This is a genomic window from Bacillus sp. FSL L8-0199, assembly GCF_038005705.1.
In the GTDB taxonomy this organism is placed as follows: domain Bacteria; phylum Bacillota; class Bacilli; order Bacillales; family Bacillaceae_G; genus Bacillus_A; species Bacillus_A cereus.
On the sequence record NZ_JBBOTS010000001.1, the window covers coordinates 4,364,832 to 4,380,618 of the forward strand.

Genomic DNA, 15,787 nt, shown 5'->3' on the forward strand with positions numbered 1-15,787 from the left:
ACTCACCTCTTACCATTTAGTAAAAGACTAAGTGCCTTTTTAATATACTGATCCGTCGTTAATGCTTCTTTTAATAACTCTGGTACAACACGAGAAACTTCGCGTTCTGCGTATCCAAGTGCGCGCAGAGCTTCCAGTGCCTCATCAAGCTCAGCTGATGAACCTTTATTCTCATCAAAACGTTCTGTGTCTGAGAATAAATCAACAAATGCATCTGGTACGACATCTGCTAGTTTTCCTTTTAAATCTAAAATCATTTGGCGTGCTGTTTTCTTTCCGACGCCTGGGAATTTCACTAAAAACTTCTCATCTTCATGCTCAATCGCTTGAACGACCTGTCCTGTTTGACCAGAAGCTAAAATTGCAAGAGCGCCTTTTGGCCCAATGCCAGACACGCCTAACAACTTTGTAAATAATAAACGCTCTTCACGTGTTTTAAAACCGTAAAGTGCCATAATATCTTCTCTCACATAATGATATGTATAGACACGGATTTCTTGCTTACTTCTTTGAAATACATACGGATTTGGTGTGAAAATTTGATAACCAATTCCATTATGATCAATTACGACATATTCCGGCCCTACATACTCCACGTAACCTGTAACATATTCAAACAAAATACGATCTCTCCCTCTTAAATCATGTATTCCATTTTAACATATTTAATGATAGAAAAGCGAGACTGCCCCAACAAATGTTCTCCACTTGAAACTTCTGTTATTTTCCATTGACAGAAAGGTTAAAGCACCTTAATATACAGAAGTCGATAATGATTATCAATACTAATTAAAGGGGTTACATCAGGATGAAACGTAAGCTATTTATTTTATTTACTATTATGCTTGTTGTTCTTTCTATCGTTGGCTGTTCTTCTCAAAAAGAAGAATCGAAAGCAAAAGAACAATCGAAAACAAAAGTTGTAAAACATGCTAAAGGTGAAGCTACAATTCCAGTAAATCCAAAGAGAATTGTTGACTTATCTGGATCAACAGAAGAACTATTACTTCTTGGACATAAACCTGTTGGTACAGCAAATACATATAAAGATAAAATCCAAAATCACTTAACAGACAAGTTAGATGGAGTAAAAGCAGTAGGTTGGTACTGGGCACCTAAAGTTGATTTAGAAGCTGTTACTGCTTTAAAACCAGACTTAATTATTTTAAACAACCGTCAATTAAAAATTTATGATCAACTAGAAAAGGTTGCACCTACAGTTGTTCTAGAAACAAACTTAGAAGACTGGCGTGGTAAGTTTAAAGAAGTAGGTAAGCTATTTGACGAAGAGAAGAAAGCAGACAAATGGATTGCAGACTACGATAAGAAAGCAGACTCTTTATCTAAAAAAATTAAAGAGAAAACAAAAGATGAGAACTTTATGTTCGTTGCAGTTACACCACAAAACTTCCGTGTATACGGTAGCTTCGGATACGGTGACATCATCTTTAATGACTTAAAACTTCCAGCAACAAAAGGTACGGATTTAAAACAAACGATGGCGCAAGTATCACTAGAAGGTCTAGTTGCATTCCAGCCTGACCAAATGTTTATTGTAAACTTCGGCGGCGAAGCTGATAAAGTTTACGAAGACTACAAAAACAGTGCCGTTTGGAAAGACAATAAAGCAGTTAAAAATAATCACGTATATGAAGTATCAAATGAAGTCTTCAATACGAAAGCATTCAATCCAATCGGAAAAGATATGCTAATTGATGAAATCGCAAAAGAAATTTTAGCTAAAAATAAATAAGAAAAAAAGCAGCTCACCATGAGCTGCTTTTTTTCTTACTTTGAACTGCGTATTGCTTCATTTTTTCAATCGTCTTCACAAAACCTTCTTTTGATTTAATACGAATGCCACGTTTCAATTTCGCACGTTCATAGCTCTCAAGCTTTTTCATATCAATTTGAAAGAAAGAATGGATCGCATTATCATTTTTTGGCACACCTTTGAAAATTTGTAATATCCCTTCCTCTGAAACACCAAAATACCCGCTCGTTTTCAATAACGGAGAAATATCATCAACTTTCTTTTGCAATACAATTTGTACATCATCACGATCAACGAGCTGCCATTCTTTATACTGCTGTAAAAACTTTTCTAAATCCGTCACTTTTTCTGTAAGTATTTCTTCGCTTACTTCGCCATCAACATACATACGCTCTAATAAAATTGTAACCTCAGGTTCTTTTTTCGTTACTTTTGGTACTGGCCCTTCCGCCTTCACATTCGTTTCATAAACGAAACAAAACATCATAACGAAAGCTTGCATCGCAATCAGTATCCATTTCATTTCCGTTCACCTCTTTAAGGAAAGATCATACTTTCATTAGTAGTTTTTCCGGAAATGGGGGTTTTATCCATATTACATTTCTTTCGAAAATATAAAAAATGCAGATAAGGATTCACCTCATCTGCATGTATCATTTACTTTTATATAAAATGAAAGACGCCTGCAAAGCAGGCGTCTTGATGCGTTTACGGCGAGAGACCAGGCGACCACATTCGCGTGTTTAGCACTTAAGCATATCTCTCGTCTTACGTAAATTAGCTCATCGCTTTGCTAATATAACATTAATAAAGTATAAGTGCAACATGTTTATAAAAATATTTTATTTCCTCTTTCATCTAAACAAATTATATGTAAATTATAAATTGATAAATGCAATATATATGTTACAATTAATGTAACAGCGAAATTATAATAAACAGGAGATGGGTAGTGTGAAAAAAATAAAGGATGAACGTCTCATTCTGCAAACGTTAAAAAACGTACGTATTGCTTTTCTTTTTCAATCACTTGGTATAATCGGTATTTTAGGCTATATCGGATTCACTGAAGGAATAGATCAAATTACGAAATCTCCATTATGGCTAGTATTTATTCTTACGAGTATGATCCTTAGTTATTTACAGTTAAGTGTTTCAATTGATGTAGAAGAAAGTGAAAAGGAGATAAAATTAACTCCTTATTACAAAATTGTTTTACGCTCTCTTATTGTAGGAATCGTTATGGCTATTATTTATATCATTTTCAGTCCAGAAAGCCCCCTATTTGAAGCTATTTTAACAGGTGGTATTCTCTTCATATGCTTTTTAGGTTCTTATTCCGTTAGTTATTTCATTAAAAAACGTCGTTTACAAGACGAAGATGAATAAAGAGGAAGGGCTCCCCCTTCCTCTTTTGTTTTGCTATCGCACTGTACCAGTTAAACCGTAACGAATGTCTCTGAACATATTTCCTATATCACGATTAAAATCGTTTGTAACTGTACCGTTACGTAGACGCGTACTCATTGCATCGACACGAGTAAACATATCATTTCTTACAGAAACATATACGTTTCTGTTTCCAACTTCATTTGCAACAGCTTGACGAATTTCGTTCGCCATCGCCGTTTCATTTGTCACTGTGTTACGTGGTTTTACCGCAATCGCTACATCGTTTCCATATACAACTGTAGACACACGGTCTACGTTATTCATACGTTTCACACGATTTGTTATTCTTTCAGCTGTTTTACCATCATTGTTAATGTATGAATTGTTCATTGTAATATTACGAGTTGGATGCGGATTAGCAATTTGTCCATTGTAATTTACATCACGGTAATAATTGTATCCTGTATCGTTACGACCATTTCTATATGTTACATAATCTGTATAACGATCATTACGCGTCACATTATCACGATACTGGTGTGTATCATTATAAGATGTACGCTCGTAATTGTAGTTACGTCCATCCATTGCATTGTTTTTTGGTGTACCACATGCAGCTAATGCACTAGTAACTAACAAAGAAGCAGCAATCACTTTTACTTTCGTATTCAATACAAAAACCCCCTCTGTTAGAATGAGCTTCTCTACTGAAAAGCTCCCTCTTATGATGAGTAACAGAGAAGGTTTTTACACTGTTAATATTTCACTGGGAATTTTCTAGCACTTCATAAAAAAACTGCATTTTCTTAATCAACAAGAATGCAAAAAAGGCGGGAATACTCCCGCCTTTTTAAACTTCTTCTTCGTCCTCTTCTTCTGAAACGGGCTCTCCAAATACATTTGGTGGATCTGGTTGATAATACATCGTTCCTGGCTGTGGTGCATATGCAGACTGAGTTGGTTGATAATATAAAGGATTCGCATATTGCGGACCGCCTGGTTGTGGACTATATAGTCTACTTTCTCCTCCGCATCCACAATCTTCCTCACCCTGCACAAGCGGCGGCATGTTATTATCCATTGGCATCATATTCTGGTTTGGCATAGACGTATGTTGCGGTCCAAACGGCGCTCCTTGCTGATATGGCATTTGATATGGATTTGGTTGTTGATAATACGGATTCGGCGGCATCATGGGCTGTTGATACGGCATTTGATAGGGCATCATATTTGGTGGTTGATTGTTATCCATAATCGGCATCATATTCGGCATTTGATTGTTATCCATAATTGGCATTATATTCGGCATTTGATTGTTATCCATGATTGGCATCATATTCGGCATTTGGTTATTATCCATAATCGGCATTATATTCGGCATTTGATTGTTATCCATAATTGGCATCATGTTCGGCATTTGATTGTTATCCATAATTGGCATCATATTCGGCATTTGATTGTTATCCATAATTGGCATCATATTCGGCATTTGATTGTTATCCATAATTGGCATCATATTCGGCATTTGATTGTTATCCATAATTGGCATTATATTCGGTGGTTGATTGTTATCCATAATTGGCATTATATTCGGCATTTGAATATTTGGCGGTATGACTTGTGGAATAACTACATTTTCTTTCGATACATTTGGCGATACTATATTCCCTACGTTTTCTTTCTTCACTTGTGGTGACACTATATTTCCTACATTTTCTTTTTTCACTTGTGGTGACACTATATTCCCTACATTCTCTTTCTTCACTTGTGGCGACACTATATTTCCTACATTTTCTTTTTTCACTTGCGGCGACACTATATTTCCTACATTTTCTTTTTTCACTTGTGGTGACACTATATTCCCTACATTCTCTTTTTTCACTTGTGGTGACACTATATTCCCTACATTCTCTTTCTTCACTTGCGGCGATATTATATTATTTTTTTTCGTTTGCGGAGAAATGATATTGTTAGGTTTCATTTTACTAATTTGAGGAGCAATTAACTCGCTTCCTTTTTTTATTACATCTGAAATTTTATATTCTTTTTTCGGTTTTATTGGTGGTTGTGGCGGCTGCGGTAATACATTTACCGAAAACTTCGTGTTTTCTTTTTCCGCCGGTTTTTGTTTTTCTATCACAGGTGGTTTTTGAATAACAGACGGTTTTTCAACTGGTTTTTCTTTTTGAATTGGCTGTTCTTTTTGCACCTCTTTTTGCGGCTTTACCTGCATCTCCTTCTGTGGTTTCACCTGTACTTCTTTTTGTGGCTTTACTTGCATCTCTTTCTGCGGTTTTATTTGCACTTCTTTTTGTGTTTGTTGCATAGCTGGCTGCTGTGTAATTGGTGCTGATTGATACGTAACTTCTTCCTCATCTTCTATTCCAAGCGGAGTTGGTGTTGCTGCAAATTCTTTTTGCTGCACTTCTTTTACGTATTGCTTTGGAGGCGCTGAACCTGCTCCAGCCTGTTGTTTCATGTGAACACTCTTTGATGGCACTTTAATTTTCATACCTGGCATGATTAAATCTGGATTACTAAGTTGTGTATTTGTTTTTTTCAACGTGTCAAAATCCACTCCGTACTTTTTCGCAATTTTCCAAAGGGTATCCCCTTTTTGCACGATATGAATTTTCAAATTTTCCCCCTCCTGTATAACTTATCTATAAGTAACAAATCTCATGAAGTAACTCTTTCTAAATAACATTAACTTCTTTTTACTTTTATCACTTCTTCGATTTTCAATATCATTCGAAGTGGAATAAGCATAAAGAACCACAATGATTTCTTCAAAACAATGTATGCCCATTTCGTTCTCGTTATGATTATATGTATGAAAAAAAGCAACGGGAATACCGTTGCTTTACACACGCTCTAACATACGATTTAATGCAAGAACTGCTTCTGCCGTTACTTGTTTGTCTACGCTAATAACGTTAATTTCTTCTCCTCTTTCTATCGTTTCAAGTGTCCATAATAAGTGAGGCAGATCTATTCGATTCATCGTTAAGCACGGACACATAAATGGATTAAGCGAAACAATTTCTTTATCTGGATGTTGCTGAATAATTCGATTCACTAAATTCATTTCTGTACCAATCGCCCATTTGCTACCAGATGGCGCTGATTCAATCATATCAATAATATATTTCGTTGAGCCTGCATAATCTGAAGCAGCTACAACTTCATAGCAACATTCTGGATGTACAATAATATTCATATTAGAATGATTTTTTCGTACACTCTCAATATTCTTCACTGTAAAATTTTGATGAACAGAACAATGTCCTTTCCATAAAATCACTTGAATTTCTTCTATATCCCCATCGTACTCTAATGAATCTGTGTGCGGGTCCCATACTGCCATTTTATCTAACGGGATACCTAGATCGTACGCTGTATTTCTCCCTAAATGTTGGTCTGGTAAAAAGACGAGACGTTCTTTTTGAGTAAACGCCCAAGATACCATTTGCTTTGCATTAGAAGAAGTTACTGTTGCTCCTCCGTTACGACCACAAAACGCTTTAATTGCAGCTGTAGAGTTCACATATGTTAACGGAATCATCGTATCTCCAAATAATTTAGTGAGCTCTGTCCATGCTCTTTCTGTTTGTTCAATATCTGCCATATCCGCCATCGAACAACCTGCACGCATATCTGGTAAGATGACAACTTGATCATCTGTCGTCAACATATCTGCTGTTTCCGCCATAAAGTGTACCCCGCAAAACACAATGTATTTTGCGTCTTTATTGCTCGCTGCAACTTGCGCAAGTTGAAGTGAATCCCCTGCTGCATCTGAAAATTGTACCACTTCATCTTTTTGATAATGATGCCCTGGAATGAATAACATTTTCCCCATTTTCTCTTTAATTTCACGAACACGCTTTTCCATATCTTCCGTTGACATTGTGTAATAATGCTCTGGTAACATCGTTTCAATCGGCTGTACTTTTTCTAAAATACTCATATACGTTTCTCCCCCTCTAAGCCACTTTCCTTACTCTTCAATATTGAAACTAATATCAAGTGCTTTCACTGAATGTGTTAACGCTCCAAGTGAAATATAATCTACCCCTGTTTTTCCGTATTTCGATAAACCTTCAATTGTGATGCCCCCTGAAGCTTCCGTAACGATGGCACTTGGTACAATCTTTGAAAACTCCCGGATTTCATCTGGCGTACGATTATCGAACATAATAATATCCGCACCAGCAGCGACAGCCTCTCTCACCTGTTCCTCAGTTTCTGTTTCCACTTCTACCTTCACCATATGTCCTAACTTTTCTTTTACTGATGTAACAGCTTTTGTAATAGAACCAGCAAAAGCAATATGATTGTCTTTAATCATGACACCATCATATAAACCGAAGCGATGATTAAATCCACCGCCGCACACGACTGCATACTTATCAAACATACGTAGTCCTGGCATCGTTTTTCGCGTATCACAAATGCGAGTATGACTACTATCTAAAGCAAGAACCGCTTTACGCGTCATCGTCGCTATTCCACTCATACGCTGAATAACGTTTAATATAACGCGCTCTGCTGTTAATAACGATGCGATTGGACCTTGCACTGTTGCAATAATTTCTCCTTTTTCTACAAGATCCCCATCTTTTTTATGAAGCTCTATTTCAATTCTCTCATCAATTAATTTAAATCCTGATTCAATTACTAAACATCCTGCAAAGACCCCTGTATCCTTCGCAAGAAACGTTCCTTTCGAAAGCAAGTTATCTGGAAAAATAAGCTGAGATGTTACATCTCTTTCTCCTATATCTTCTAAAAAAAATCGGTTTAATGCTTCTTTAACTTTTATCGTGTTCATAAAGCCCCTCTTCCCCTCATCACACAAGTTGTAGTTTTCTCTTTACTCGAACAATCTCTTTCTTTCCTATATTTCTATCTGGATAATCACTCCGGTAATGCCCGCCAATACTTTCTTCTCTTTGCAAGGCTGACACAACTATAAGCTCACAAACCGTTAACATATTAATAAGCGTTATCTCTTCATTCGTAAGAACATCATGTTGTAATATCATATTTCGAACACCATACTTACTAAACCATCTCTTCGCATAAGATAAACTTTGCTCTGTTCGCACAATCCCAACATATTTCATCATGCATTTTTGTATTTCTTCTTTCGTCGGTAAATGATTCAGAACGATAAACTTTTCTTCCTTTTCAGCTAGCATGTTCACCTTTTCTTTTGTCTCTCTAGATAAAATGTGTCGTCCGATTCTTTTTCCAAACACAAGACCTTCTAATAATGAATTACTCGCTAATCTATTTGCACCATGAACTCCGTTACAAGCTACTTCACCGACTGCGTATAAGTTCGGAATAGACGTCTCTCCATCACAGTTCGTTTTCACGCCGCCCATGTGAAAATGAGTACCAGGCACGACTGGAATAAGTTTTTTATTTATATCGACTCCATTTGTTTTACATATCGATGACACGGTCGGAAAGCGTTGTTCAAAGTTTTGAATCATTTCGATGTTTAAGTACACTTTTTCACCCGCAAGTAGCTGTTCATGAATAGCCCGTGCGACTACATCACGAGGTGCTAGATCCTGTTCGGAATGTATATCCATCATAAAACGCTGCCCTTTTCCATTTATAAGGACAGCTCCTTCTCCGCGAACAGCTTCGGACACGAGGCCGGAACAACGCCCACCCGCGTATAACATCGTCGGATGAAATTGTATAAACTCTAAATCTACAAGCTCTCCGCCTGCACGGTACACCATTGCAAGTCCGTCGCCTGTAATCGTCTCATCATTAGAAGTAAAGGCGTATAAACCGCCAATACCGCCTGAAGCTAACACCGTACAATCTGCATTGTAACGTTTCAATTCTCCTTTATTGTTGCGAGTTAAAGCCCCAACACATTTATCTTTTTCTATAATAAAATCGAGCACCATTTCCTGTTCCACTACCGTAACGTATGGAGCTACTTCTTGAATAAGATGCTCTAATAAATTCTTTCCTGTTGCATCGCCACCTGCATGTAAAATACGACGTTTTCGATGCGCTCCTTCTTTTCCAAGATGAGGACCTGTTTCATCTCCATCAAATTTCATTCCTCTTTCAATAAGGTTATTAATTTCTTTCGGTCCCTCCTCGACTAAATAACGGACCACTTCTTCATTGTTATAATGACACCCTGCTACTAATGTATCTTCAAAATGATCATTAGGATTGTCATATGTAGCTACCGCTGCGGCAATTCCACCTTGAGCTAAATGTGTATTATTATTACGTTTCGTCTCCTTTGTGATAATAATCACATTCTTTTCGTGACAAATCTCTTTTGCAACACGAAGTGCCGCAACACCACTTCCAATAATTAAGACATCTGCACTTGGCATAATTGTTGCCTCCTACTTTACACTTTTCAACTGTCTTGACACCTATATTTACATAGTTTTAAAATAATGACAAGAGTTTTTTTATAATTCTTATTTTCACTACCATTTAAAAAGTAAAAGAACTGTAACTCTTACTAGAGAGAGGAACTTATATGATGATATATCTTGACTATGCAGCTACTACACCTATGAGCGAGGAAGCGTTACAAACATATATGAAAGCAGCGTCGCAATACTTCGGAAATGAACAAAGTTTACATGATATTGGAGGAACAGCTGCTTCTTTATTACAAGTTTGCCGAAAAACATTTGCGGAAATGATTGGAGGAAAAGAACAAGGAGTATTTTTCACAAGTGGCGGATCGGAATCAAACTATCTTGCGATTCAATCACTTCTAAATGCCCGAACTAAGAAGCATATTATTACGACACCTATGGAACATGCATCCATTCGAAGTTATTTTCAATCTCTAAAATCAAAAGGCTATACGATCACTGAAATTCCTGTTGATAAAAGCGGACTCCTTTGTTTAGTAGATTTAGAGGCAGCTATTACAGAAGATACTGCGCTAGCAAGTATACAGCATGGAAACTCTGAAATCGGAACCGTTCAAAACATTACAGAAATCGGGGCACTTTTAAAAAAATATAATGTTTTATTTCATACAGATTGTGTGCAAACGTTTGGTAAACTGCCTATCCATGTTTTTGAGATGGGCATTGATAGTCTTTCTGTTTCAGCACATAAAATATACGGACCAAAAGGTGTCGGCGCTTGCTACATAAATCCGCAATCTCGCTGGGAGCAAGTATTTCCGGGAACTTCTCACGAAAAAGGATTTCGCCCAGGTACAGTGAACGTTCCCGGCATCGCATCTTTTTTAACAGCTGCTGAAAATATATTAAAAACTCAATGGGAAGAAAGTTTACGTTTTAAAGAGTTACGCTCCTACTTTTTAGGGCAAATACAAACACTTCCGCTAGAAATTGAAGTAGAAGGTCATTCTACTTCTTGTTTACCACATATTGTTGGGGTTACAATAAAAGGAATAGAAGGTCAATATACTATGCTAGAATGTAATCGCCATGGTATCGCCATTTCCACCGGAAGTGCTTGCCAAGTCGGTAAACAAGAACCTTCGAAAACTATGCTTGCAATTGGAAAAACGTATGAAGAGGCCAAACAATATGTCCGCTTCTCTTTCGGACAACAAACAACGAAAGATCAAATTGATACTACTATTCATGCACTACACACAATTGGAAATCAATTTTATAGAGGTGTTAAATCATAATGAAACAAAATGACCAAAAAAAGATTTTAGGTGAAGAAAGACGACAGCTTATCCTTCAGTGGCTTCTCGCTGCAAATGAGCCGTTATCTGGGAATGAACTATCGAAGAAGACAAACGTAAGTAGGCAAGTTATCGTGCAAGATATTTCCTTGCTTAAAGCACGAAACGAACCAATTATTGCGACTGCCCAAGGCTATTTATATTTAAAACCACAAGAGAAACAACAAGCTTTTGAACGCGTAATCGTATGCCAGCACAAACCAGCAGAAGTACGTCAAGAACTTACAATGCTTGTTGACCACGGCGTTACGATTAAAGATGTAAAAGTTGAGCATCCTGTATACGGTGACTTAACAGCATCCATCATGGTAAGCAATCGCTTTGATGTAGAGCAATATTTACAAAAAATCGAAAACACAAATGCTTCCTATCTTTCACAACTAACAGATGGTATTCACTTACATACAATTGAGGCAGATTCTAAAGAAAAGTTAGATGCTGCTTGTGAGGCGTTAGATAAAGCAGGATTTCTGGTTTATTAATGTAAGGCACAGAGTTTTTATCATTCTCTGTGCTTTTTTAATGCTATAATATTGTAATCAATCGTAAAGGAGATCAAATATGGGAATTGAACTCGTTCACTTTAGCATTGGCAAACCGAAACAAATGAAATATGGCGAAGATAAAGAAATGATAACAGGTATATGTAAAGACCCTACAGAAGAGGCCTTTCTCTCAAAAGACGGATTTCGTGGTGATGATGTAGCGGATTTAAAACATCACGGCGGTCCTGATCGTGCTGTTTGTGTGTACCCACACGAGCATTACGCACTATGGGAAGAGGAATTTCAAACTACGCTTCCAGCTTCCACATTTGGCGAAAACATTACCGTAACAAATATGTTAGAGCGTGATGTTTGCATCGGAGATACATATCAACTAGGTGAATCAATCATTCAAGTGACACAATCAAGAGTACCTTGTAGCACAATTTCAAAACGTCTTGGCATCCCTGGCATACTGCCACGCATTGTAGCAACTGGATTTACAGGCTACCTATGCCGCGTTCTTCAAGAAGGTACTGTACGTAAAGATTCTAAAATTACATTACTAGAACGTCAACCGAGCAATATTTCTGTTTTGTTCTCTAACGAAATTTATTTTCATAATAGAAAAGATAAAGATGGCGTTGAAAAAATTCTTGCCGTTCCAGAACTAGCTGATATTTGGCGTGGTCAGTTAGAAGATCGTCTTGCGAAGTTAAAATAAAGAATCACACCAGGTAAAACAGTATTGAGTCCATCATACCAGATGGACTCTTTTTATTTTCTCTTCCTTCACGTCCAAACATATAAAAATATATTTCATATTATATATGGACAACCTTTAATTCTTATATGTGAAGGGAGTGATTAATTATGGCGGATTACTTCTTAAAAAATGGAAAAAAATATTATAAGAAAAATGATCGTCCATGTAATTCTTCAAATTCAGATTCAAATAACTGTTTTATACAGAACTATACTATTTTCGGCACGGGAAATACCCCTCAAGATCTTGATATAACAACTGGAATTCCTCGAACTGTATTTGAAAACTTCACTAAAAATCATAATAAGACACTTATTAAATTTAGTTTCAGTCCTGCATTTGCAACAACGATTAGATTAACAATTGCAAGATTAAACCATCGCTCTCCACTTACATTTACCTTAACACCAGGAGATATTAAAACATTTTTAGTAGAAGATGTTGAGAGTATTACTTTCTCAGATACTGTAGCTCCATCTACACTCAATCTATTAATACAACAAACGAATTGTATTTGCTGCAGTAATTCGAACAATGATGAATCCTACTATTATAATAGTTGTAATGATGCGTACTAAAAACACGACAAAAGAGTTACCTATTCCTAACAGAAAGCCGTCCTAAATATCTTTTAGGACGGCTTCTTTATTTTGCTAGCTTAATTAATCACTTACTTCAATAGAATCGATAGCTTACTCTGCCTCAAACCGAAAAACAGCTTTTCATTTCAATCAAGTTTAACAACAGCTCCCCTCTACAACCAATAAGAAGAATAACTTCCCAACACAGTAACAGAAAAACCGAGTGCTTCAAGTTCCATCGTTACGCCTGGCAATAATACGTCATCATATGCTTTATCGACATCGATTAAGAAAAAGTAATTTCCAAGACCTGTTTTCATCGGACGCGATTCGATTTTTGATAAGTTTAATTTTCTCCATGCGAAAGCTGATAACACTTGATATAGGGCACCTGCATAATCTGCAGGTAACGTTATCATAAGCGTCGTTTTCTCTCCGCGATTCTCTCCGTTATTCGGGAGTACTGCTTTCTTTTTCTTATGGAGTACTAGGAAACGTGTGTGATTATTTTTATGCGTATGAATACTACGCCTCACAATTGTTAATCCGTATTTTTCTGCAGCTGCTTCATTTGCAATAGCAGCAACTTTCTCTTCAGGATGTTCTTTCACATATTGCGCAGCAGCACTTGTGGATGTCATATCTCGAACAGTTACTCCTTTTAATTCTTCATTTAAAAATTTATGGCACTGTGCAATGGCATGCGGATGAGAATGCACTGCATATACTTCACCCCACACTTCTGCATACTGCGGATGTACAAGTAAATGCTGCTGAATTGGTACTGTAATTTCTCCTACAATGGAAAGCGGCTGCTCATGTACAAGGTAATCAACCGTTATATTCACTGAACCTTCTATTGCATTTTCTAACGGTACAACTGCGAAGTCTACATTTTCATTTGCAGCTGCATCTATACAATCTGGAATCGTTCGATACGGTACATGCTCTGCTTCCGGAAAAAAACGACTCACCGCCATATTTGTAAATGTTGCTTCTGGTCCTAAATATCCTACTCGAATCATCGTTTTTTCCCCTCTTTTTCGTTTTCTTACTGTTATACCATACTTTTTTATATTCTTCTATGTAAATTTCGAATATTAAAAAAAGACTAGCATTCGCTAGTCTAAATGTTTCTTATATTCTCTTTGAGCGAAGAAGAAATAAATGATACATGCTGCGATATAAAACAGAATGAACAAACCTACTTTTCTTAATGATCCATCCATAAAAAGCGTATTATGAAACGTATATAACGCAACTGCACTGTGCATACTCCCTACTATAATTGGCGCAAAAAATAGCATACATAATTGCCAACGAGAAATTTTCCATACTTCTTCCTTCGTCATTCCAAGTTTAGAGAGTACACCATACTGCTTTCGGTCCGATGCAATATTATGGAACCATTTAAAATAAACGATACTACATGAAGTAAGAAAGAATAATATACTAATAAATGAGCCTACAAATAGAGTAATATCGCCGCCTTCTTTCATATTTACATACAACTCCATATTGCTTCGAAATGCATTATTATCTTGTTTCATATGTTTCCGTAAATCTTCATTTAATTTCTTCGTCTTTTCGATATTTGGTAATGTGTAGCCTCTATATATCATTTTTTCAGAATCAGGAACCTGATTTGCTATACTATCAAAATCTTCATCATTCATAACGAAGAACAGACCATTAATGTACGAAGGATGATGGTTAAATTGAACCCCTTCTTTCTGACCGTTAAATACGAATTGATATGGTTGATTCATTACTTGCAATTGAATCTCTTTTTGATTATATACATTCGAATTATTGTATTTATTATAATAAACGAGTGTCACTGTACCTTTTTTAGGACGATACGTTTTCTGTTTTTGTTTCCTTGCTTCTTGGTTATATTCACTTTCTTTTATAAGCGGTACTATTGTTGTTTCTCCTTTACTAGACTGAAAGGATGCATACACTCCAACAAAACTCATATATTGAAAATCGTCATACTCATATTGATGCAGTAATTTTTCAACCGCACCTTCCTCAAAGACTTCATGAGTAGAAATACCTTTTTCTATGTACGAAAACGAGTGTACCCCTCCAGTTCGCCACATATCTTGCATGCTAGAAAAATATAAGAACACCGTACCTGTTGCTGTAACTACAAACGTCGTTGCCATAGACATCAGAAAGAAAAAGCGACCATTTTCCTTCATTCGATGTGACAATTGATTCACTATAAATAAATACGGATATGTATACATAATCTTTTTATTTCGCTTTATCATTTCTAACACTTGGGTAGCTCCATGTGTAAAAGAAAAGTACGTTCCAAAAAAGACAAGTATAGACACAGGGAAAAAGTATATCACTATCGTAGCCATCGTCACTTGTAGCGCCAACGCATATCCGCCCACTAAACAAGCAAAGCCGAATAAACAGAGCCACTTTGATGTTTTCTTCTCTTTTTTATCTGTTCGAAATTCTTTCAACAACCGAATGATTTTTATATTCCATATACGTAAAGCACTTATAAAAGATAACAAAATAAAAACGACCATATATGTAATAAATGTTACACCAATCGCCCTTACGTCAAATATGACAGGGAGTTCTTTCGGAAGCCCCAGTAACATACTAAATACCATAAAAAAGAGTTTTAAAAATATCATACCAAGCCCAATACCGAAAATATTCGCGAAGACCCCGATTAAAATTTGCTCGGTCATAATCACTCCTATTACGTTAGACTTCGTTGCTCCCATTAACATATATAACCCTAATTCTTTCTTACGTGCTTCTATGAAAATAGAAGTAGAGTACAAAATAAATATGACGAAAAAAGAAATGATTATAACATTACATATGATAAGTCCCCAGCGTACGTTTTGATACCACATCGTCTCTTGCATATATGGATGCACAATGACAGACATATATGCGTAAGAAGCAAATATTGCAAAACAACTACTTAAGAAAAACACTTTATAATTACGCCAATTTCCTTTTATATTTTGCAGCGCTAGTTGCCGAATTTTCATCTATCGTCCTCCTGTAACT

Annotated in this window: 14 protein-coding genes and 1 pseudogene; 6 read left to right on the plus strand and 9 right to left on the minus strand. The window is 36.4% G+C overall.

Features of this window, described 5'->3' with window-relative positions:
- Positions 1 to 2: 2 nt before the first annotated feature.
- Positions 3 to 620 carry a Holliday junction DNA helicase RuvA gene (gene ruvA, locus NST86_RS22420; RefSeq protein WP_000464513.1) on the minus strand — a complete coding sequence of 206 codons (618 nt, stop codon included), beginning with the start codon at positions 618 to 620 and terminating at the stop codon, positions 3 to 5.
- A gap of 188 nt (positions 621 to 808) precedes the next feature.
- Between ruvA and NST86_RS22425 the strand changes: the two genes are divergently transcribed.
- The gene (locus tag NST86_RS22425) at positions 809 to 1,753 is read left to right on the plus strand and encodes an iron-hydroxamate ABC transporter substrate-binding protein (protein ID WP_061664893.1); all 945 of its coding nucleotides are present in this window, start codon (positions 809 to 811) and stop codon (positions 1,751 to 1,753) included.
- 13 nt (positions 1,754 to 1,766) lie between these two features.
- Here the strand turns inward: NST86_RS22425 and NST86_RS22430 are convergent, their stop codons facing one another.
- Complete coding sequence (locus NST86_RS22430) at positions 1,767 to 2,297, minus strand: BofC C-terminal domain-containing protein (RefSeq protein WP_000871178.1); 531 nt, start codon at positions 2,295 to 2,297, stop codon at positions 1,767 to 1,769.
- Positions 2,298 to 2,728: 431 nt separating this feature from the next.
- On the opposite strand from NST86_RS22430, the gene NST86_RS22435 reads away from it, so the two are divergent.
- Positions 2,729 to 3,163, plus strand: a complete 435-nt coding sequence (locus tag NST86_RS22435; RefSeq protein ID WP_000721244.1) for a hypothetical protein — start codon at positions 2,729 to 2,731, stop codon at positions 3,161 to 3,163.
- Between the two features lie 33 nt (positions 3,164 to 3,196).
- Here the strand turns inward: NST86_RS22435 and NST86_RS22440 are convergent, their stop codons facing one another.
- The 5 genes and pseudogenes from NST86_RS22440 to nadB form a co-directional block, all read right to left on the minus strand.
- Positions 3,197 to 3,838, minus strand: coding sequence for a YhcN/YlaJ family sporulation lipoprotein (locus tag NST86_RS22440; protein WP_001093541.1), 642 nt, complete (start codon positions 3,836 to 3,838; stop codon positions 3,197 to 3,199).
- 1,809 nt (positions 3,839 to 5,647) lie between these two features.
- Positions 5,648 to 5,804: pseudogene (safA, locus tag NST86_RS34905) on the minus strand (SafA/ExsA family spore coat assembly protein); the annotation flags it as partial.
- A gap of 225 nt (positions 5,805 to 6,029) precedes the next feature.
- Positions 6,030 to 7,136, minus strand: a complete 1,107-nt coding sequence (gene nadA, locus NST86_RS22450) for a quinolinate synthase NadA (RefSeq protein WP_086424102.1) — start codon at positions 7,134 to 7,136, stop codon at positions 6,030 to 6,032.
- 30 nt (positions 7,137 to 7,166) lie between these two features.
- Positions 7,167 to 8,000, minus strand: coding sequence for a carboxylating nicotinate-nucleotide diphosphorylase (gene nadC / locus NST86_RS22455; RefSeq protein WP_044796605.1), 834 nt, complete (start codon positions 7,998 to 8,000; stop codon positions 7,167 to 7,169).
- A 19-nt stretch (positions 8,001 to 8,019) separates the two neighbouring features.
- Positions 8,020 to 9,549: an L-aspartate oxidase gene (nadB, locus tag NST86_RS22460; protein ID WP_001138536.1), complete on the minus strand. Its 1,530-nt coding sequence runs from the start codon at positions 9,547 to 9,549 to the stop codon at positions 8,020 to 8,022.
- 152 nt (positions 9,550 to 9,701) lie between these two features.
- On the opposite strand from nadB, the gene NST86_RS22465 reads away from it, so the two are divergent.
- The 4 genes from NST86_RS22465 to NST86_RS22480 all read left to right on the plus strand — a co-directional run bounded on the left by NST86_RS22465 (position 9,702) and on the right by NST86_RS22480 (position 12,733).
- Positions 9,702 to 10,844, plus strand: coding sequence for an IscS subfamily cysteine desulfurase (locus NST86_RS22465; protein WP_000973758.1), 1,143 nt, complete (start codon positions 9,702 to 9,704; stop codon positions 10,842 to 10,844).
- Complete coding sequence (locus NST86_RS22470) at positions 10,844 to 11,386, plus strand: transcription repressor NadR (protein WP_000812240.1); 543 nt, start codon at positions 10,844 to 10,846, stop codon at positions 11,384 to 11,386. The genes NST86_RS22465 and NST86_RS22470 overlap by 1 nt, the downstream gene beginning before the upstream one ends.
- A gap of 79 nt (positions 11,387 to 11,465) precedes the next feature.
- Positions 11,466 to 12,113: an MOSC domain-containing protein gene (locus tag NST86_RS22475; RefSeq protein ID WP_086424104.1), complete on the plus strand. Its 648-nt coding sequence runs from the start codon at positions 11,466 to 11,468 to the stop codon at positions 12,111 to 12,113.
- A 149-nt stretch (positions 12,114 to 12,262) separates the two neighbouring features.
- Positions 12,263 to 12,733 carry a hypothetical protein gene (locus NST86_RS22480; RefSeq protein ID WP_000796370.1) on the plus strand — a complete coding sequence of 157 codons (471 nt, stop codon included), beginning with the start codon at positions 12,263 to 12,265 and terminating at the stop codon, positions 12,731 to 12,733.
- 176 nt (positions 12,734 to 12,909) lie between these two features.
- Here NST86_RS22480 and pheA read toward each other — a convergent pair whose 3' ends face one another.
- Positions 12,910 to 13,761, minus strand: a complete 852-nt coding sequence (gene pheA, locus NST86_RS22485) for a prephenate dehydratase (RefSeq protein ID WP_000621707.1) — start codon at positions 13,759 to 13,761, stop codon at positions 12,910 to 12,912.
- A gap of 96 nt (positions 13,762 to 13,857) precedes the next feature.
- On the minus strand, positions 13,858 to 15,768 hold the full coding sequence (locus NST86_RS22490; RefSeq protein WP_044796603.1) for an ABC transporter permease: 1,911 nt from the start codon (positions 15,766 to 15,768) through the stop codon (positions 13,858 to 13,860).
- Between the last annotated feature and the right edge of the window lie 19 nt (positions 15,769 to 15,787).

Coding starts and splice junctions, on each gene's coding strand:
- NST86_RS22425 (WP_061664893.1), top strand. CDS start 809: ATGAAACGTAAGCTATTTATTTTATTTACTATTATGCTTGTTGTTCTT.
- NST86_RS22430 (WP_000871178.1), bottom strand. CDS start 2,297: ATGAAATGGATACTGATTGCGATGCAAGCTTTCGTTATGATGTTTTGT.
- nadA (WP_086424102.1), bottom strand. CDS start 7,136: ATGAGTATTTTAGAAAAAGTACAGCCGATTGAAACGATGTTACCAGAG.
- nadC (WP_044796605.1), bottom strand. CDS start 8,000: ATGAACACGATAAAAGTTAAAGAAGCATTAAACCGATTTTTTTTAGAA.
- nadB (WP_001138536.1), bottom strand. CDS start 9,549: ATGCCAAGTGCAGATGTCTTAATTATTGGAAGTGGTGTTGCGGCACTT.
- NST86_RS22465 (WP_000973758.1), top strand. CDS start 9,702: ATGATGATATATCTTGACTATGCAGCTACTACACCTATGAGCGAGGAA.
- NST86_RS22470 (WP_000812240.1), top strand. CDS start 10,844: ATGAAACAAAATGACCAAAAAAAGATTTTAGGTGAAGAAAGACGACAG.
- NST86_RS22475 (WP_086424104.1), top strand. CDS start 11,466: ATGGGAATTGAACTCGTTCACTTTAGCATTGGCAAACCGAAACAAATG.
- NST86_RS22480 (WP_000796370.1), top strand. CDS start 12,263: ATGGCGGATTACTTCTTAAAAAATGGAAAAAAATATTATAAGAAAAAT.
- pheA (WP_000621707.1), bottom strand. CDS start 13,761: ATGATTCGAGTAGGATATTTAGGACCAGAAGCAACATTTACAAATATG.
- NST86_RS22490 (WP_044796603.1), bottom strand. CDS start 15,768: ATGAAAATTCGGCAACTAGCGCTGCAAAATATAAAAGGAAATTGGCGT.